The organism is Novosphingobium barchaimii LL02 (assembly GCF_001046635.1).
Taxonomy (GTDB): Bacteria; Pseudomonadota; Alphaproteobacteria; order Sphingomonadales; family Sphingomonadaceae; genus Novosphingobium; species Novosphingobium barchaimii.
Genome location: NZ_KQ130453.1, coordinates 219,192 through 238,436 on the forward strand (window position 1 = coordinate 219,192; position 19,245 = coordinate 238,436).

The following is a 19,245-nucleotide window of genomic DNA, read 5'->3' on the forward strand; positions in this document are numbered from 1 at the left end:
CTGCCCCCATGCCCTTGCTGACGATCCATCATGTCACGGCCTATCGCTACAAGCAGCCTGTATCCCTGGGTGAACATCGGATCATGATGCGCCCGCGCGAAGCCTTTGACCAGCGCTTGCTTTCCGCGCGCCTCAGCATCGCCCCCGAGCCCAGCGAACTGCGGTGGGTGCATGACGTGCTGGGCAATTCGGTGGCGATCGCTTTGTTCGAGCGCCGCGCTTCGCAATTGGTCGTCAGCAGCGAAGTCACGCTCGAGCACGCGCCGCTGGCCCAGAAGCAGGTGGACGTCGAAGCCTATGCCCGGCTTTTCCCGTTCACCTATTCGTCGGAGGATATGCCTGACCTGCTGCGCTCGATCGAGCGTCAGCATCTGGACCCGGGCAGAGTGGTCGACAACTGGGCGCGCGCTTTCGTTAGCAATGATGGCAACACCGCCACGATTGGCCTGCTGACCCAGATCGCGACCAGCATTCAGCGCGATTTCACATACGTCCCGCGTCACGAAAAGGGCACGCAGACTCCGATCGAGACCTTGAAGAAGCGGCAGGGCACCTGCCGCGACTTTGCCGTACTGATGATCGAGGCAGTGCGCGCCCTGGGCTTCGCGGCGCGTTTTGTCTCGGGCTACGTCTACAACCCGTCGCGGTCGGAAGGCGTGGTCGGCGGCGGCAATACTCACGCGTGGGTGCGGATCTTCCTGCCCGGCTCGGGCTGGGTCGAATTCGATCCAACCAACGGAATCATCGGAAATCGCGGCCTCATCCGCGTTGCTGTCGCGCGCGATCCGTATCAGGCGCTGCCGCTTTCGGGCACCTGGTACGGTTTGCCCGCCAGCTTTCTGGGAATGGACGTGACGGTCGACGTTCACCGCGCCGATCCTGCCCAGTTCCCCCTTACCGATCATGGTGCCATAAACAGCCGGTCTCCCCGCGGCTCAGGAAAGTAATCGTCATGCTGATTCGCTGCGGATACGATATTCGATTTGAAAGCGACACGAAAACCGCGATGATGGCTATGCTCAGCCTTCATCCCTCGCGCCATCAGGATTTGCAGACACCGCAGCGCCTGTTCGCCGACCCGGACATCCCGCTTTATCATTTCGAGGACGGCTTCGGGAACGTAGCGACGCGGTTGGCGATCCCGCCCGGCGGTGTGACCTTGTCGTGCGATTTCGTGATCGAGGACAATGGCGAACCCGACGCCCGCGCACCGGACGGGCCGCAAACGCCTGTCGAGGACTTGCCCGATGCGGTCATGCCCTTTCTGTTGGGCAGCCGGTACTGCGAGACGGATCGCCTGATGGACGTAGCCTGGAGCAATTTCGGACACTTGCCTTCCGCCCGCGACCGGGTGGATGCAATTGTCACTTTTGTGCATAACCACATCGAGTTCGGGTATCACTATGCCCGGCCGGACAAGACCGCCTGGAACGGCTATCAGGAAAAGCAGGGTGTCTGCCGCGATTTTGCCCACCTTGCCATCACCCTGTGCCGCTGCATGAATATTCCTGCACGTTACTGCACCGGATACTTGGGCGATATCGGCGTGCCGCCGGTCGATGCGCCGATGGATTTCAGCGCCTGGTTCGATGTCTACATCAATGGGGAGTGGTACACTCATGACGCACGCCATAATAAGCCACGCATTGGCCGCATTTTGATGGCGCGTGGGCGCGATGCCACCGATGTCGCCTTGACCACGGCCTTTGGCCCAGCAAATCTGGTGCGTTTCGAAGTGGTGACGGATGAGGTCGAATCCATTGACTGATGCATTCGCCAACGTGCTGCTGCGCCCTTGGGACGGGCCACTTGGCGCACCACCGTTCGCGGAGGTGCGTCCTGAGGATTTCCTGCCCGCCTTTGAAACCGCGATGGCGTGGCATCGGGAGGAACTGGCCGCCATTTCCGCGCAGGCCGAGCCGCCGACGTTCGAGAATACAATTGCCGCGCTCGAACGATGCGGGGAAGCGCTGGGGCGGGTACGGCGTCTGTTCTGGACCCTGTCGTCAGCGCAGGGTACGCCTGCGATCCGCGCCATCGAAACACAGGTTTCCGCGCTGCTCAGCGGCCATTCGACTGCTATTAGCCATGATCCTGCCCTCGCGCAGCGCGTTGCCGACGTCCATTCCACTCGCCATGAAGCGGGGCTCTATGCGCAGCAGGTTCGCCTGGTCGAAACAAGTCAGGCGGGTTTTCTTCGCGGGGGTGCGGGCCTGACACCGCCGCAGAAGCATCGGTTCGCCGAGATCGATGCGCGATTGTCCGCGCTGTCTGTACAGTTCGGCCACAATGTTCTGGCTGCCACATCAGACTGGGTTATGGATCTGGGCGCGGAGGATCTGGCCGGGCTTCCTGCTGGGCTGTGCAACGCAGCGCAAGGGCGCGCGGCGGCCAAGGGCATTTCCGGGCGCTATCATCTCACGCTGGACAGGACGGATTACGAAAGCTTTCTGAGCTTTTCAGAGCGCCGGGACCTGCGCGAAATCCTGTGGCGCGCCTTTACCGACCGCTGTGACGGCGGGCCGCATGACAATTGGCCGGTTATTGCCGAAACGCTGGCGCTTCGGGAGGAACGCGCAGTCATGCTGGGCTATGCGGACCATGCGCAGTATGCGTTGGAAGACAGTATGGCGCATACCCCCGACGCCGCCGCCGACATGCTCACCCAGTTATGGGAGCCTGGCAAGCGCCGCGCCGCGGAAGAGGCGGTCGAACTGCAGGCCCTGATCAACGCTGAAGATGGCGGTTTCACTATTGCCCCTTGGGACTGGCGTTTCTACGCCGAGAAAGTACGCCGTGCGCGCTATGCGCTGGACGGAGCTGCGGTGGCGCAGCATCTGCGGCTCGATGCCGTCCGGCAGGCCGCGTTCGACACAGCCGGCCGCCTTTACGGCTTGTCCTTCACGTGTCGGACCGACATTCCCGGCTATCAGGCCGATGTCTGCGCATGGGAAGTTTGCGATTCTGGCGGGGCGGCCATTGGCTTGCTCTTCACCGATTATCTTGCGCGGCCCGAGAAACGCGGCGGTGCATGGATGGGCAGCCTGCGCGTACAGGAGACTATGGATGGGCAGGTTCTCCCGGTTGTCTACCTAGTCGCCAATTTCGCCGCCGCGCCGCCGCCGGATACCGCCTCCACCCGCCTGTCGATCGACGAGGCGCGCACTCTGTTCCATGAATTCGGCCATGCCTTGCACGGCCTGCTCTCACGCGTGACCTATCCCAGCCAATCGGGCACTGCGGTCGCGCGGGACTTCGTCGAATTTCCGAGCAAGTTCATGGAAAACTGGATTGTCAGCCGCGAGGTCCTGTCCGGGTTTGGCGTGCCCGATGCGCTGATCACCGCCATCCGCAACGCAGAAGCCTATGGGCAGGGTTTCGCGACGGTGGAACTGATCGGCTGTTCGCTGATCGACCTTGCCATACACCGCGCATCTGGTGCCGCAGATGATCCCCGGACCTTCGTCGAAGCGGAATTGCAAGCGCTCGGGATGCCGCAGGAAATCGGTCTGCGTCACCGCTTCCCCTACTTCACCCATATCTTCGACGGCGGCTACGCCAGCGCGTACTATAGCTATGCTTGGTCCGAAGCGCTGGACGCGGATGCTTTCGAAGCGTTCGTCGCATCGGGCGATATCTTTGATCCGGCGTTGGCAGATCGTTTCCGCACGGAAATCCTCGGAGTGGGAAATACCCGTGATCCGATGGCCTCTTTCCAGGCGTTCCTCGGTCGTGCGCCGGATGCGGGCGCGTTGATGCGGGCAAGGCACCTTGTCGACGCCTGAGATATAGGGGTTATCCCAGGCCATATGTCGACAATCAGCAGTTACGCCGAGCGGACTGTATTCCCTCCCCGTCGCCATTGCGCAGATAGTGGACAAGAAAGGCGCAACACTGGTCAGCCAGGTCTATGATCCTTGCTCGGGCACGCTCACCGTGGTCCCATACGGCCAATGCGGCCTCGAAAGGCATTTCTCGGCGGCTATCTCGTTCGCCGCAAGCTGTCACTGCACAGCAAAAAGTATTGCATCTCAAGCACACAATTGCCCGGTTTCGGGCTTCGTGTTTGACCATCAGGCGTGCGCGTTTGGTTTGTTCGCCAGCGAATTCGTCGGGCGCTTTTGCAATCGGATCAAGCAGTTCCGGGGCATCGCCACCGGATATGACAAGGACGCTGCCAACTGTCTCGCGGCCATCAAGCTCATTTGCGCACGTCTCTGATGCAACGTACGACGAGCCTACGCCCTAGCTTGGCATCCTGTCCCGGAAACCAAGACCACGTCAGTCGCTGCCAAACTGCCTATCTTGCACTGCTGCGGTCAGGGCACGGCCGGTCCGCCGGCTCGCGTTGTGCTGGTGCTCGGGCTGCCGATCTGCCACGGCGCCCGCACTGACCAACGGAAGGTGTTGAAACGCGTGAGGAAGTTTTCTGTCTGGCACATCGCCCGCATGTGCGGCGCAATTCTCGTTGGCGCGTTTTGCATGCCGGGAGCCCTGTCGACGAAGGCGCCGGCAAGTACGATGGCATCAGCGCAGGAGCGCACGCGCATGAAGGATGCGCTCGCCAACGATCCAGCACTCCCCAGTATTGCCCCGCAGGGCTATGACGTGACCATCGTCGTCTTTTCGGATTACCAGTGCCCCTATTGCCGCAAGCTGCACGCGGACCTGAAACAGCTGCTGGCCACGGACCGCAAGGTGCGTGTGGTATATCGTGACTGGCCGATCTTCGGTGGTGCCTCGCTTGATGCGGCACGGGCCGGGATGGCGTCCCGCTACCAGGGCAAGTATGCCGCGTTCAATGATGCGTTGATGAACGGGCCGGTTAAGCTGGACCAGGCCGACATTCGTCAAGCCGCGGTGCGGGCCGGTGTCAACTGGCCGCGCCTTCAGGCGGATCTGGCGCGCAACGCCGCCGTCGTTGACGGTGCGCTGCGCAAGACGAACCAGTTGGCCGAGATGATCGGCCTTACCGGAACGCCAGGGCTGGTCATCGGAGACTACCTGATCCCCGGCGCGGTCGATGCGGCCACCTTGCGCGGCACCGTTCAAAAGGCGCGCCAGAGCGCCCGGACTGCAGAACCGCGCCGTTGATCGAAGCGGAGGCTAACAGTACTTCCTTAGATATCGCATCCCGCTCCAATGCCATCGGTGCACCGGATCGCCACCGCCTATGGCGCCACCGCCGCCGCGGCCTTAGCCAGGCGGTTTGAAGGCAACATCGAGGAGAGGGCCTTGCTGGGCGTGCGCGGCGCCTATACCATCCGCGTCGGCGACTACCTCACCAGCGCCGACACCGAGGACTGGTGTGAAACCGGGCCGGTCACGCTGGTGTTGAACCCGAGGACACGCTGCCGTTGGATAGCTGAAACGATGTATAGGATCGACCTTGGCGCCGCCCGACACACGTTCGCCAGCCTCGCCGCACTGCTTGCTGCGGCCAGTCCCGCGCGGTCCGGTGATGCGCTTGCCGGGCTGGCGGCGCGCAGCAACCTCGAACGCGTCGCTGCGCGCATGGTGCTGGCGGACCTGCCGCTCGCAGACCTGCTTACCGACGCTCTCGTCCCCTATGAAACGGACGAAGTGACGCGGCTGATTCTCGACGGCCATGACGCTGCCGCCTTCGCCGCACTATCGCACCTCACCGTGGGGGAATTTCGAGAATGGCTGCTGACGGATACCACCAGCGGCGCATCTATCGCCGCCGTTAGCCCCGGCCTGACGCCCGAGATGGTGGCTGCCGTCTCCAAGCTCATGCGCAACCAGGATCTCATCGCGGTGGCGCGCAAGATCGAGGTGGTCACGCGCTTTCGCAACACGCTGGGCCTCAAGGGACGACTGGCGGTGCGGCTCCAGCCTAACCACCCGACCGACGACCCGCTGGGCATCGCCGCCGCCGTGCTCGACGGCCTGCTGATGGGCTGCGGAGACGCCGTGATCGGCATCAACCCCGCCAGCGACAGCGTGGATGCCGCCTGCACCTTGCTGCACATGCTCGATCAGGTGCGCCTTGCCCACGCCATCCCGGCGCAGACCTGCGTGCTAACCCACGTCACCAACACTCTCGCCGCGATCCAGCGCGGCGCGCCGGTCGACCTCGTGTTCCAGTCGATCGCCGGCAGCGAGGCGGCCAACCGCAGCTTCGGCATCGATCTGGCCATGCTGCGCGAGGCGCACGAGGCAGCCCTGTCGCTGAAGCGCGGTACCGTGGGACAGAACGTCATGTACTTCGAAACCGGGCAAGGCTCGGCGCTGTCGGCCAATGCCCACCACGGCGTCGACCAGCAGACGATGGAAGTGCGTGCCTATGCCGTTGCGCGCGAATTCGCGCCGCTGCTGGTCAACACCGTGGTCGGCTTTATCGGCCCGGAATACCTCTACGACGGCAAGCAGATCATCCGCGCCGGGTTGGAGGACCACTTCTGCGGCAAGCTGATGGGCCTGCCGATGGGTTGCGACGTTTGCTACACCAACCACGCCGAAGCCGATCAGGACGACATGGACATCCTGCTGACACTGCTGGGCGTGGCCGGTGTCAACTTCGTAATGGGCGTACCCGGCGCCGACGACGTGATGCTGGGCTACCAGTCCACCAGCTTCCATGACGCGCTCTACGCCCGTGACACGCTGGGCCTGCGCCCCGCGCCCGAATTCGAAACATGGCTGGACGCAGTAGGCCTTCTCGACGACGCCGGCCGCATCCGCCCCGTCGATTTCGATCGTGCCCCAGCTTTGCTCGCGCTGCCCGAGGCGATCCGATGAGCGACGTGCCCGATGTCCCCTCGTTGCGGCTGCGGCGCGCAACGCCTGCCCGCATCGGCCTAGGCCGCGCCGGGTCGGGCATACCGACCGCGCCGCTGCTGGAATTCCAGCTGGCCCATGCCCTCGCCCGGGACGCCGTGCAGACCCCGCTGGACGCCGATGCGCTGGCGGCAACGCTGGTGCGGGCCGGCTTGCCGCCACCGCTTATCCTGGCGACTGGCGCAGGAGACCGCACCACTTATCTTGCTCGGCCAGACCTTGGCCGCCGCCTCGACCACGCTTCACGCCAGCTGCTGGAAGATACCCCCGCGCCGCCGTGCGATGTCGCGGTGGTGATCGCCGACGGACTTTCCGCCCCCGCCGTGGAAAGCCACGCGCCACCTCTCCTGCGCGCGTTGCAGACGCGGCTGGCGAACTGGAACTGGGCGCGCGTCAGTATCGTTCGGCAGGGCCGCGTCGCAGTGGGGGACGAGATCGGCGCGTTGTTATCGGCAGACCTGGTGCTGGTGCTGATCGGCGAGCGGCCCGGCCTCAGTTCTTCCGACAGCCTCGGCGCCTATCTAACCTGGGCCCCGGGCCCCGCCCGCTGCGATGCAGAGCGAAACTGCGTGTCCAACATCCGCCCGCCGCACGGCCTGACCCCGGATCAGGCGGCAGACAAGCTTGCCTGGCTGATGACCCAGGCCCGCCGCCGCCGCCTCACCGGTACCGCCCTCAAGGATGAGCACACGGCCTTGCCCCCTTGATGCGGATCGAGATCGCAACGCCGGGCCACATCTTTCATGCGGGCGTCCTCGACGGCAAGGTCGCAGCTGTCGTGCCGTGCAAGGCCAGCTTCTTACGCTGGCGGACGAAGTGGAAGGAGGGCCGCTTCGCGCCAAGCGGACCGCCGCGATGCCAAGGGTGACTACGACTGCACCTACCGAGGCGACGAGCATACTGTGGGTGATCAAGCGCAAGCAGGCGGGATAGCCTGGCACCAGAGTGTATTTGTAGGTCGTCAGCACCTTGGGCGGGGACAGCAGGGGGGGTAAGTGGGCGCCGTCACAAAGTATCGGCCCAGTGGCGGGTGCCCGTCGCGGTATCTGTATGCGAGCCTGCGCAACCGTGGGGAGATCACCCGTTTGGCTGATGGGGGGCGGCAGTGGCACCGAGATCATCGGTCCAGCGCCTCAGCAAAGCGCATCGTACAGTTTCGGGGCAAGGTAGAGGCGGTGCGTGGCCCGTGTACAGGCCACATAGAGAAGGTTGACCTGCTGGTCAGCCTCGATGGCCTTGGTTGCATCCTTGAGGCGGCGTGCCGCGAGGTCGGCCGGATCCTCGAAATCGTCAAGGACGACGACGGTGTCGAATTCGCGCCCCTTGGCCTTGTGCGCGGTGGAAACGATTAGTGCGGCATCGCTCTCACGCTCGCGGTGCAGCGTGCCCAGGCGTGCCAAGATGCCGGGCAGGCGCTCGCCGTGACGGTCGACGATGTCGCGCAGGCGGCGTGCTTCGCCATCTCCGCGGTCGGCGGCATGGTCGAACAGCGCCCACGAGGTGAACCGCGCGACGCCGGGGTCAACAACCTGATGATGCCGGCGCTGGCGTAGCGCGAGGGCGGACGAAAGCTGACGTTGCAGGTCGGTGACGCCGCCGATCAGGTGAAAGGGCTGCTCGATGGCTGCAAGGCTCTCGAACAGGCGGGCATTGGTACGGGCGAGGATGGCGGTGCCCGGACGCGGTTGTAGCTTGCCAGCGTAGCGCAGGACCTGTGTTTCGCGGTCGGGGTTGCCGTGCAGCTTATGGCGCGGCGGTCTAGAACTGCGGCGCAGGATGCCGTTGGCCAGTGCAGCGACCTCGGGGCCAAAGCGCCAGCTTTGCGTCAATGGCATTTCGGCGGCGTCGAATTCGTCCATGGCGTCTACCGCGCCGCGAAAGCGGTAGATCGACTGGTATGGATCGCCGACCACGATCGTCGGCAGCGCGGCCTTTTTTGCGATCGAGATGAGCACCGGGTTCAGGTCCTGGGCTTCGTCAAGCAGCAGGTATTTGAACCCGCCCTCAATCTGGTGCCACAGTTCGAAAGCCTTGAGATAGGTGTCGTGGGTGATCGGCAGGTCGTGCTTATCGAATTTGAGCAGCTTCTTGACGATCTCGCGAGTCATCCCGCGCACGGCCATCCTTTGCGACTTGACGGTGAGGTCGCAGTGGTCGGGGCGAATTTTCGAGCCGGCATCGATCAGAAAATTGTCGATCGTGCGCAGGATCGCGGCGCGCACCTGCCAGTCGCTCAGGCCCGGAACCGGATCGATCACGGAAGTGAAGGCACGCAGATGCTCCTGTCGGTAGCGGGGGACCAGTTCCCCTTTGCGATTGCTTACATCGAGCGCCCGGTGCGCGAAGCTGTGCGCGGTGCGCGTCTCGATGATAGGTGCGAATTTCCGGCCCGCCTCGTTGGCGATGGCGCGGTTGAAGGCAAGGTAGAGCGCGCGTGCCGGCCAGCGCTTGCCGTAATGGACGAGCGTGGAGGTCTTGCCGCATCCGGCGCCGGCGGTGACTTTGATCGTATCGGTGGGCGACCGGTCGAGAATGGCTTGCTGCTCAGGCGTTGGTATCATCGCCGCCTGATCGCGAGGTGGGAGGGAGACGTCAAGCGGCCTCCATCTGCCCGGGCGTAGTGGCGATTGTCATGGGCTTCATGCGTGCCTAAGCTCGGTTTCGAAAGATGTGAGGGCATTGATGGCGATTGGTCGAGATACATTGCGTGCGCTGCTTCTAGCGTATTTCACACAGACAACTGGCATATGACCATGGGCACCGGGGTCGGCGAATGACGCTGGAAGCACAGGCAAGAGCGGCGCTCAAACGCGGCGACCTGCCGGCTGCCGCGGCTGCTGCGAAGGCGCTTGTCTTAAACAGCCCGGAGCAGCCGGCAGGCTTCTTTCTGCTTGGCGTTGTGGCTGCAGAGGCCGGGCAAATCGCGAAAGCAGTCCCTTTGATCGAAGCCGCCGTGGAACGCGGTCCAGAGGCAGAACATCTGGCCCAGCTTGCGAGGCTGCTTATTCTCCTGCGGCGGGATGGCGAGGCTGCCGATGCCGCGCGCCGGGCCATGGAACTTTCGCCCAGTGACGCGCTGACGCTGGATACCATCGGGTGTGTCCTGGCCCGACTGGGCAATCATGAAATGTCCGTTATTCCGTTTGGCGCAGCAGTGGCGGCCGAGCCGGACAATCTGGATTATCGCTACAATCTGGCTGCTGCCAGCGGCTTTACCGGACGGGTGGCGGATGCGCGTGCGCATTATGAGACCATCCTGGCAGCAGAGCCCGGGGATGCGCGCGTGCACTATGCGCTCGCCATTCTATCTCGGCAGACGGCACGGGCTAACCATGTGTCGCGACTTGAAACGGCTTTGGCCGGTGCGCGGAGGCCCGAGGATGTGCTGCGCATCCGCTATGCCCTTGCGAAGGAGTTGGAGGACGTCGGCAATACCGCCGATGCTTTTCGGCACCTTTCTGCCGCAAATACCGCGCATAAGCAGGCGATCAGTTATGATTTCGCGCAGGACGCCGCGATTTTCGACGGAGTTGAGGCAATATTCGGTAACCCGGGCAATGCCCTTGTTACAGGGGTCGGACAGCTAGGCGCTGCGCCCATTTTCGTAGTGGGCATGCCGCGCACCGGCACCACTTTGGTCGATCGCATATTGTCCTCACACCGGGATGTAGAGGCGGCGGGGGAGCTTCAGGCCATGCCACTGGCGGTCAAGCAACTGGCGGGGACGCCATCACGCAGCGTCATCGACCCGGCTACGATCGCGGCGAGCGCAGATGTCGATCCTGCCATGATCGGGGAGGCCTATCTGGCGCGCGCGGCCCACTACCAGCGCTGCCACAAGGTGCGGTTCACGGATAAGTTGCCGGCCAACTTCCTGTACATCGGCCACATTGCCCGGGCGTTGCCCGATGCCCGGATCGTCTGCCTGCGCCGGAACCCGGTGGATACAATCTGGAGCAACTACAAGAACCTCTTCGCCAGCCAGTCTGCCTATTACTCCTATTCCTACGACCTCATGGATACGGCGCGCTACTATGCCCGCTTCGACCGGCTGATGGCTTTGTGGGAAGAGATTTTACCCGGCCGGGTGTTGCAACTGTCTTATGAAGCATTGGTCGCCGACCAGGAGGGCCAGACGCGGGGTCTGCTGGAGCATTGCGGGTTGGAGTGGGACGAGGCGTGCCTGTCGTTTCATGAAAACAGCGCGGCTGTGGCAACGCCCAGCGCGGCGCAGGTCCGCCGGCCGATCAATGCCGATGGCGTGGGGAAATGGCGATCTTATCAGGAGGCACTGGAGCCGGTGCGGGCTTGGTTGCAGGCACAGAACATCCAGACTGACTAGCAGCGTCTTCCATAACGGAAGAGAAGCGCTTTCCCCTTGTCGGGAGAGCGCCTCTCTTCTTTGATCGCAGGTATCAGTACTTGAAGCGGGCTTCGACGCCGAACGTACGCGGGTTCACGATCGTCTGGCGGTAGTAACGCACGGCAACACCGTCATTCACGCCGATGCGTGAACGATCCTGTCCGACCGAGGCCACGGCGTATTTGTCGAAGATATTGTTCGCGAACAGGCTGATGCTGTACTTGTCGGTTTCATAGGCAAGCGTTGCGCGGTGCAGCACGTAGCTTGGAATCTTGTCGCCATAGCCCCGGTCCCAGCCGACCCGCGACACGACGTTGCCGCGGTAGGTTGTGGTCCAGTTGGCGATCAGGTTTCCTTCCGTCATCGGCATGGTGTAAGTGACGCCAAGACTGCCGGAGTTCTTCGGTGAGCCGGGGAGGCGGTCACCGTCCAAGGCGTCGAGCTGGGTGAACTTACGCGGCAGGTTGGGATTAGCGTTCGACCTGTATGGGCCATAATATCCCGGGATCGTGCGGATGGTGATGATACCCGGTACGTCCTCCGTCAACTTGGCATCGGTGTAGGAATAGGTGCCCTGAATCGACAACTGGGGGACCGGCTTGAACTGGAATGAGGCTTCAAAACCCTGCGATTTGGCGGAGCCGCCATTCACGGTAATGCCGGTGGCGCCGTTGATGGTTGCGGAGTCTACCTGAATGCCCTGCCATTTGATCTGGTAGACGTCGAAATTGAAGGACAGCTTGCGGTCGAACAACTGCATTCGCATGCCGATTTCGGCGTTCTTCGTCTTGTCCGGGCCGTACATGAGTTCGTTCGGCAGCGCGCAGGCATTCTGCACTGTACTAAGGTCTGCCGGGCAGGGGCCGACGCGGTTTGGACCGCCGATACGATAACCTTTGCTGTAAGTGCCGTAGACCATAAGGTCCGGGGTGAAATTGTAGGACGTATTGAATTTCCAGACCCAGCCGTCCTGCTTGGCCGATCCGCCGGCGGCATCGACATCGTAGGGGCTCAGCGGATCGCCAAGCAGAGGCAGGACGATTCCGCCCTGGATATTGGACGAATACTTGAAATAGCGCGCGCCGCCGGTGACCTGCCACTGCGGCGTGACGCGGAAGGTGCCTTCGCCGAAGATGGCCTTCTCCGTCACCTTGGACTTGGTATAGCTGACGTATTCGAGGTCATCAGGGTTGTTTGGAACACCGTAAAAGTCCGAAAGGCCCGGGACGTGCTCGGCGTAGTCGTTGTGGTATTTCTGTTCGTTGTAGAAGCCGCCCAGAACCCAGCTGAATGGGCCGCCGTGGCGTGAAACCAGGCGAATTTCCTGGTTGAACTGCTTGCGACGGTTGTCAGTTTCGTTCCAGCTCGAAAACGCCGGGAACAGTTCGTAGTCGTAGTCCAGGTCTAGCAGCAGGTCGGTGTTGTCCGTCTGCGAACGCCCCCGGACATTGGTATAGGCGCTTGTCGAGACGAGGTCTGCGATATCCGCGATGTTCGCGTTGATTTCCATGCTGGCAAGGTGAGCGCGGCGGTTGACCGGCTCGGCATAGCGGCTGGCGTTTTCGTACTTGCCCGTCCCCAGTACGCCGGCGCTGTTGGACTGGGCTCCATCGGTCTTGGTCCGCTGGAAGGCGTAAGTGAAGATTACCTTGAGGTCTTCGGTGGTCTGGACGAGCAGTTGGTTGCGCGTGGTGAAGGTCTTCTCGAAGTTGAGATCCTCGCGCTTGTGCAGGTTGGCGGTGTAGTCCGCGCCGATCGGACGATCGGTGCCGCTGGGTTGGGGCGATGAAACGCCGGGCTGGTTGATGAGCAGCGGATAGTCGATGAAGCCGGGGTCGTAGTAATAGCCGGTCGCCGAACGGAAGGCGATGTGATCCTTCACGATCGGAATGTTGATCATCCCGTCGACCTGATAGCCGGGTTTGCTGCCATGGTCCTTGCTATAGAAGCGGCCATGCATTTCGCCTTCGTATTCATCCACGTTCGGGCGGTTCGGGATATAACGGATCGCGCCTGCCAGCGTACCGAGGCCGTAGAGCGTACCTTGCGGACCGAGCAGCGTTTCCACGCGCGCGATGTCGAGCAGCTTGAAATCGTAGTAGAGCGGAACTTCACCCAGATAAACGCCAAGCGAGTCGTCGTAGCTGGCGCCATTGGAGCCCACGTCGGAAGCGTTTAGACCACGCAGCACGATTGATCCGGTTGAACCCGGCCCTGTGTCCGAAATCGTCATGCCGGGGGTGAAATCGGCGAGATCGCGCACGTCGTCTATCCGCTGGCGAGCCAGTTCCTCGGAACCGATTGCCTGGATGTTGATCGGTGCATCCATGATCGTCGTGGTGCGGCGGGTTCCGGTCACGACGATGGCGTTGCCGTCATCGGAGACTGCGGCGTCCTGCGCCATTGCCGGCGTTACGAATGCTGTGCCCGTAAACACGGTCGCCGATAACAGCCCCGCTCTCAGTTTTGCGCGATATGACATATGTTTCCCCGTTCATGGTTAAGGTTTTTGCCGCGCCTTGGACTGCTCCTGCCAGAAGCCGCAGGGCGTTTTGGCTTTTATCGATGCGCCGGCCATCGCTTGACGGATGTCTTGCAGGCGCACTTCTTGCTCTCGAGGTTCTCGGGAACTCGTCGAGATGGTTACTCCATTGTTGATTTCGATTGTCCGCTGCGGATCAGTGGGCGGCGGACACGTTATGCATTCGCCTGATCCTTGCGATCAGGGGTTGGAACGGGAACATGAACTGTTCCGGGATCGACAGTCTCTTGCACTCGTCCTGGCCGACGACGATTGCTTCGCCTTCGCGGTAGGTGCCGAAAACGCGGTCGATGACGATTAACGAATTGGCGTAGTTGCAACGGGTGCTTTCGTAGTCCGTCGAATGGTGCAGGCTGTGGTGTCTGATCGTTGTGAAAAAGAACGAATAGAATTTGGGTGGATCGGCGCGAACATTGGCGTGCGCAAAGGTCGACACCACGCTCAAGACGTTGAACGCGCAGAATTTTGCCGAAATAGGAAGATCGAAAAGCGCCAGTACGCTGAGGCTGATAAGGAACAACTCTATCGGATTGCCCACAGCGCCCTTCGCTGCATTGAGCTGCGTGATGTGATGATGCGGAGCGTGCGTCAGCCAGAACGGGGTCCAGTTATGCATCAGCCGGTGCATCCAGTACTGGCCGAACTCGATGATGAAGATCACGAGCGCGACCTGCACGATAAACGGCAGCTGCATCGCCCATTGCGTGGTGATGCCCAGCGATGTCTTGAAAGCGAGCAGGGGATCTTCCGCCAGCGTGGTAGAAACCCAGGAAATAACGGTGGAGCTCAAGACCACGTAGAACAGATCCGTGGCAAATTCACTCTTGTTCATGCGCCAGACCGAATGTCGTTCATGAACCAATTCGAGCCCGAGGACGATCAGGGTGGTAAGTGATGAGGCGAGGATGATGGACCATCCATTGTCGACCCACGACTTCGGTAAATAGGCCCAAAACAGGACGACGACCGCCACGAAGGCAGGTGGGGCCAGGTTGAACAGACGGTTCTTCAGGGAGGCGCTGCTCTGAGCGTCCGTGATGGGCAGGCGTGAGAAGCCGTAGGCAGAGGCGCGTTTTGCGATGGAATGAGCAGCATCGGTGGCCGATTGCTCGTCACTCGAAAGAACCGCCTTGTCGACCGTCAGTTGTTCCATCGAAAATCCCTCATCCAAACCGGTGGACCGGTTGGCCACTACAGATTCTCTCCTCCTGTCTTCATCGCTCTGGCCGGCGACATGACATACGGTATGGATATTACCTTTCTCGTCAAGAGTATTATTGTCACGGAAACGCCTTTTGCCCTTGCAGTGCTGAAGGTGTGGGAAAACCGCCATGCATTCGCCCCAGCGGGTCCGTTTTTTACGGCGTGCGTTATTCGCTTCAGCAATCGATATCGGGGGATGGTAATAAATTTGGCGGACTCTCGCCGCCGACTCGTCGCAGGCGCGGGACATGGCATTGTCGCGCTTTGATCCTTCGCCGCTTCACGTGAAGCGATAGGGGCTCTTGTCTATCGTGTTCGGGCAATCATCGAACTGATTGGTCGCGGCCTAATGATCGGTATGGAGGTGGCTGAATGCCGCCAGCAGTTCCACGCTGGCAGGATCGCGTCCATTGCGGGCGCACCATACCGCGATGCAGTGGCGCAACGGCGCGGCGCAGGTCCCAATCGCTACGCAGTTGCACGAAGCCCTCGTCGAGTAAAAGCGCGCGGTCGTTGACGAAATAGAGCGGCGCAAGAAGTGCACCATAGGGGTACGCCTTGTTCTGGCGCAGCATCGCCGTATGCGGGTTGTATCAATGGACCTGTGCTCCCGGATCGGTGTTGTTCATGCATGACGAAGAACCGCAGATCCACCGCCTGGGGAAGCTGCCAGGCGCCGGGACATTGGTCTTGAAATCGACAGGGGCCGTGCGAACCACGGCATTCCGCTCATCCCATGCCGGCTGTCATAGTCGTCGCACATGATATAGGGGATGGTGCGATACCGGTTTGTGCGGCTGGCGTAGCGTTGCAGGATTTGTCCGCGTCCGATCGGTTAACCTGGGCGAACGAAATTTTTGAGTTTGAGGATAGTGATGATGGTTGAGAAGGACCTGGCTTGAGCACCGACCCCGGCAGTCTTGCCCGGCTCAGCATGAGCCTTCCAGCCGAGCTGTTTCGCCAGTTGGACGTCATGGTCGAAGAACGCGGCCTGCCTTCCCGTTCGCAGCTCATCGCGGAACTGATCCGCCATGCCCTTGCAGAGCACGAGGCTAAGACCCGTCCCGAAGAGATGCTCGCGGGGACAATCACGCTCGTCTACCGGGGAGATCGGGGCAGGGTGCGCCAGCAGCTCGCCGAGAGCCAGGCCGAGTATCTGAAGGAAGTCATCTCGTCCCAGCACGTCTTTCTCGAGGATGATCAGTCGCTGGAGGTTTTGCTGGTGCAGGGGCCGGCGACCAGGTTGAAAGACCTGTGCGACGCACTGCGCAGCATTCGCGGCGTGCATCAGCTTCAGCTGGTCACCACGACCGCGCTGCTGCCGCCGCTCCACGAGCAGGAAGGCCGTGAGCACGAAGATGCCGTCCGCCCCCGTAGGCAGCAACCGAAGAACGAAATCGCTGCCTGATCGGACGCCGGCTTCTCGCGGGGCCGGGACCGCTCTTACCGATGTGATGGCAGAGATATCATCGCCGCGCTTTGTCCCGACCTGCATCGCCTTTGCCACGCATGATATCGGTTGAGTATTACAGACTCTCAAGAGCGTAATATTTTGTGATGGACAACCTTTCGAATCGCGGCGATGCTGCATTGCGAAAGGGGACCCGAGTCATGATCGTATCGATCCGTAGAATAGCCAAGGTCGCAATGTTGACCGGAGCGCTTCTCACCGCCGGTTGCTCGCAGACGTCAGGCGATGCGTCGGCAAAGCGCACTGAATTCAATATCGGATGGTCGATCTATGCCGGGTGGATGCCCTGGCCCTATGCCCAGCAGTCCGGCATCGTGAAGAAGTGGGCCGATAAGTACGGCATCAAGATCAACATCGTCCAGGTCAACGACTACGTCGAATCGGTCAACCAGTACACCGCTGGCAAGCTGGACGGTGTAACCGTTGCCAACATGGATGCCCTCACGATCCCTGCCGCTGGCGGCAAGGATACCAGCGCCATCATCGTCGGTGATTATTCGAACGGCAACGACGGTATCCTGATGAAGGGCGCGGGCGACCTGAAGGCCATCAAGGGCAAGCAGGTGAATCTCGTCGAGCTTTCGGTGTCCCACTATCTCCTCGCTCGCGGCTTGAGTTCGGTCGGTCTTTCGATGAGCGACGTGAAGACGATGAACACCGGCGATGCCGATATTGTCGGCGCTTTTGCCAGCCCGGACGTTACCGCAGCGGTTGCCTGGAACCCCCAGCTTTCCACAATGAAAGCGCAGGCCGGCGCGAAGGAAGTGTTCAGCTCTGCCGACATTCCGGGCGAAATTCTCGACCTGCTGGTAGTCGATACCACCACGCTCAAGGCCAACCCCAATCTGGGCAAGGCGCTCGCCGGCATCTGGTACGATACCGTGGCGCTGATGAAGCGTCAGGATGCCGAAGGCAAGGCTGCCCGCGCGGGAATGGCCAAGCTGGCAGGTGCGACGCCTGAGGCTTTCGACAGCCAGCTCACCACCACGTACCTCTACGCCGATCCCAAGGCGGCGGTGGCGGCCACTTCCGCCCCGGCGCTGGTGACGACGATGACCCGTGTGCGTGACTTCAGCTTTTCCAAGGGTCTGTTCAAGGGCGCTGGTTCGGCTGACGCGGTGGGCATGTCGTTCCCGGGCGGCAAGACGCTCGGCGATGCGCAGCATGTGACCCTGCGCTTCGACGAAAGCTACATGAAGCTGGCGGCCGACGGAAAGCTCTGACAGCTCAGGTCCCGCTTTTCGAGAGTGGTCCGCTTCCTAGAAAATGGAATGACGACATGCATTGGGTGAATCGTCAAATCGGGCGAGGCGACCGTGTTATGCTCGGCGCGTTGCCGATCCTGGTCCTGGCGGTGCTTTACATCGTCATGGCCGCAAGTCGCCACGCCGCGAACCCGGCAGACAAGATCCTGCCGCTGCCGGGCAGTATGGCACAGAGCATGGCCGCGCTGATCTTCCAGCCGGACCAGCTTACCGGGCAATTGCTGTTCTGGGCGGACACGCTGGCGAGCCTGCAGCGACTGGGCATTGGCCTTGGCATATCCACGGTCCTGGCGATCGTGATTGGCCTTGCGCTGGGCGCCTTGCCGCCGGTGCGCGCTATTCTGGGGCCGCTGGTGACGGGCATTGCGGTCGTCCCGCCAATCGCCTTGCTGCCCATTTTGTTCATCGCGCTGGGACTGGGTGAGACCGCCAAGGTCGCCCTGATCGTTGTGGGTATCGCGCCGGTCATGGTCCGCGACATCGCGGCCCACGTGGCGGCCCTGCCAAGGGAGCAGATCATCAAGGCGCAGACCCTGGGGGCGAGCAGTTGGCAGGTTATCATCCGCGTAGCGCTGCCTCAGGCCATGCCGCGACTTCTTCAGGCGATGCGTCTGTCGCTGGGCCCGGCATGGGTGTTCCTGATCTCGGCGGAGGCGATCGCGTCCGATGTCGGCCTCGGATACCGGATCTTCCTCGTTCGGCGCTACCTCTCGATGGACGTGATCCTGCCTTACGTCGCCTGGATTGCGATCCTGGCGATCGTCATGGACGTGACGCTGAATGTCATGAGCCAGCGGCTGTTTCCCTGGGCGCACGGAGAACGTCATTGAGCACGCTACTCAGCCTTCGCGACGTCTGGGTCGAATATGGCGACAGGATCATCATCGAGAAACTCGATCTCGATATCCAGGCCGGCGCTTTCGTCTCGATCATCGGGCCGTCGGGTGCAGGCAAGAGCAGCTTCCTGCGCCTGATCCTCGGGCAGGAAGCGCCGACACGCGGCACCATCCTGCTCGACGGGGCGCCGTTGATACCGGAATGCGGGCCCGATCGAGGGGTCGTTTTTCAGCGCTACTCGGTGTTTCCGCACCTGTCGGCGCTGCGGAACACGATCCTCGGGATGGAATGCGCGCAGGCCCCGCTGACCGGGCGCCTGTTCGGCGCCGCGCGCCGCGCCGCCAAGGACGAAGCAGCCGCGATGCTGACGGCGGTGGGGCTGGGGGACAGCATGCACCTTTTTCCCGCGCAGATGTCCGGCGGCATGCAGCAACGACTGGCGATTGCCCAGGCGCTGGTGAAGCGGCCCCGTATCCTGCTGCTGGACGAGCCATTCGGCGCGCTCGATCCCGGCATCCGGGCGGATATGCATGCGCTTATCCGCGGGTTGTGGCGTGACTATTCACTGACGATCATCATGGTGACGCACGACATTCGCGAAGCCTTTACCCTGGGAACCCGTGTTCTGGCCCTCGACAAGCGCCGTCACGACCCGCACGCACCCCACCGTTTCGGCGCCACCGCAGTCTACGATCTGCCCATGCGCGATCGAGCCGAAAATTCTCTTGGCAGCGAAGAAGTATTACCATTGACTGAATAGGTA

At 61.9% G+C, this 19,245-nt stretch carries 15 protein-coding genes and 1 pseudogene; 12 read left to right on the top strand and 4 right to left on the bottom strand.

The annotated features are described in order from the left end of the window. The first annotated feature begins 8 nt into the window (after window positions 1-8). From V474_RS07925 to eutC, 7 genes and pseudogenes are all read left to right on the top strand, one after another. Window positions 9-947 carry a transglutaminase family protein gene (locus V474_RS07925; protein WP_059150992.1) on the top strand — a complete coding sequence of 313 codons (939 nt, stop codon included), beginning with the start codon at window positions 9-11 and terminating at the stop codon, window positions 945-947. A 5-nt stretch (window positions 948-952) separates the two neighbouring features. Beyond that, entirely contained in the window at window positions 953-1,768 is an 816-nt protein-coding gene (locus tag V474_RS07930) for a transglutaminase-like domain-containing protein (RefSeq protein ID WP_059150993.1), read from the top strand. Further along, window positions 1,746-3,785 carry a M3 family metallopeptidase gene (locus V474_RS07935; RefSeq protein ID WP_407938319.1) on the top strand — a complete coding sequence of 680 codons (2,040 nt, stop codon included), beginning with the start codon at window positions 1,746-1,748 and terminating at the stop codon, window positions 3,783-3,785. The genes V474_RS07930 and V474_RS07935 overlap by 23 nt, the downstream gene beginning before the upstream one ends. 325 nt (window positions 3,786-4,110) lie before the next feature. After that, a pseudogene (locus V474_RS26515) lies at window positions 4,111-4,221 on the top strand (IS5-like element ISRhru5 family transposase); the annotation flags it as partial. A 327-nt stretch (window positions 4,222-4,548) separates the two neighbouring features. Next, window positions 4,549-5,094, top strand: a complete 546-nt coding sequence (locus V474_RS07940; protein WP_169795034.1) for a DsbA family protein — start codon at window positions 4,549-4,551, stop codon at window positions 5,092-5,094. A gap of 48 nt (window positions 5,095-5,142) precedes the next feature. Then, the gene (locus tag V474_RS07945) at window positions 5,143-6,762 is read left to right on the top strand and encodes an ethanolamine ammonia-lyase subunit EutB (RefSeq protein WP_236710928.1); all 1,620 of its coding nucleotides are present in this window, start codon (window positions 5,143-5,145) and stop codon (window positions 6,760-6,762) included. Beyond that, window positions 6,759-7,508, top strand: coding sequence for an ethanolamine ammonia-lyase subunit EutC (gene eutC / locus V474_RS07950; protein WP_059150995.1), 750 nt, complete (start codon window positions 6,759-6,761; stop codon window positions 7,506-7,508). Before V474_RS07945 ends, eutC begins: the two co-directional genes overlap by 4 nt. 426 nt (window positions 7,509-7,934) lie before the next feature. Here the strand turns inward: eutC and V474_RS07955 are convergent, their stop codons facing one another. Continuing rightward, window positions 7,935-9,362 (bottom strand): UvrD-helicase domain-containing protein, encoded by a 1,428-nt coding sequence (locus tag V474_RS07955; RefSeq protein ID WP_059150996.1) that lies wholly within the window; start codon window positions 9,360-9,362, stop codon window positions 7,935-7,937. A 212-nt stretch (window positions 9,363-9,574) separates the two neighbouring features. On the opposite strand from V474_RS07955, the gene V474_RS07960 reads away from it, so the two are divergent. Beyond that, the gene (locus V474_RS07960; protein WP_059150997.1) at window positions 9,575-11,143 is read left to right on the top strand and encodes a tetratricopeptide repeat-containing sulfotransferase family protein; all 1,569 of its coding nucleotides are present in this window, start codon (window positions 9,575-9,577) and stop codon (window positions 11,141-11,143) included. Between the two features lie 73 nt (window positions 11,144-11,216). Here the strand turns inward: V474_RS07960 and V474_RS07965 are convergent, their stop codons facing one another. The 3 genes from V474_RS07965 to V474_RS26520 all read right to left on the bottom strand — a co-directional run bounded on the left by V474_RS07965 (window position 11,217) and on the right by V474_RS26520 (window position 15,484). Then, on the bottom strand, window positions 11,217-13,646 hold the full coding sequence (locus V474_RS07965; RefSeq protein ID WP_059150998.1) for a TonB-dependent receptor: 2,430 nt from the start codon (window positions 13,644-13,646) through the stop codon (window positions 11,217-11,219). A gap of 196 nt (window positions 13,647-13,842) precedes the next feature. Next, window positions 13,843-14,718, bottom strand: a complete 876-nt coding sequence (locus tag V474_RS07970) for a sterol desaturase family protein (protein ID WP_236711146.1) — start codon at window positions 14,716-14,718, stop codon at window positions 13,843-13,845. Window positions 14,719-15,232: 514 nt separating this feature from the next. Beyond that, on the bottom strand, window positions 15,233-15,484 hold the full coding sequence (locus V474_RS26520) for a hypothetical protein (protein WP_236710931.1): 252 nt from the start codon (window positions 15,482-15,484) through the stop codon (window positions 15,233-15,235). 323 nt (window positions 15,485-15,807) lie between these two features. Here V474_RS26520 and V474_RS07975 point away from each other — a divergent pair, with 323 nt between their 5' ends. From V474_RS07975 to V474_RS07990, 4 genes are all read left to right on the top strand, one after another. Beyond that, window positions 15,808-16,317: a CopG family ribbon-helix-helix protein gene (locus V474_RS07975; protein WP_059150999.1), complete on the top strand. Its 510-nt coding sequence runs from the start codon at window positions 15,808-15,810 to the stop codon at window positions 16,315-16,317. Between the two features lie 203 nt (window positions 16,318-16,520). Then, on the top strand, window positions 16,521-17,603 hold the full coding sequence (locus V474_RS07980; protein ID WP_059151454.1) for a putative urea ABC transporter substrate-binding protein: 1,083 nt from the start codon (window positions 16,521-16,523) through the stop codon (window positions 17,601-17,603). A 56-nt stretch (window positions 17,604-17,659) separates the two neighbouring features. Beyond that, complete coding sequence (locus tag V474_RS07985; protein WP_059151000.1) at window positions 17,660-18,475, top strand: ABC transporter permease; 816 nt, start codon at window positions 17,660-17,662, stop codon at window positions 18,473-18,475. Then, window positions 18,472-19,242 (top strand): ATP-binding cassette domain-containing protein, encoded by a 771-nt coding sequence (locus V474_RS07990; RefSeq protein ID WP_059151001.1) that lies wholly within the window; start codon window positions 18,472-18,474, stop codon window positions 19,240-19,242. Before V474_RS07985 ends, V474_RS07990 begins: the two co-directional genes overlap by 4 nt. Window positions 19,243-19,245 lie beyond the last annotated feature (3 nt).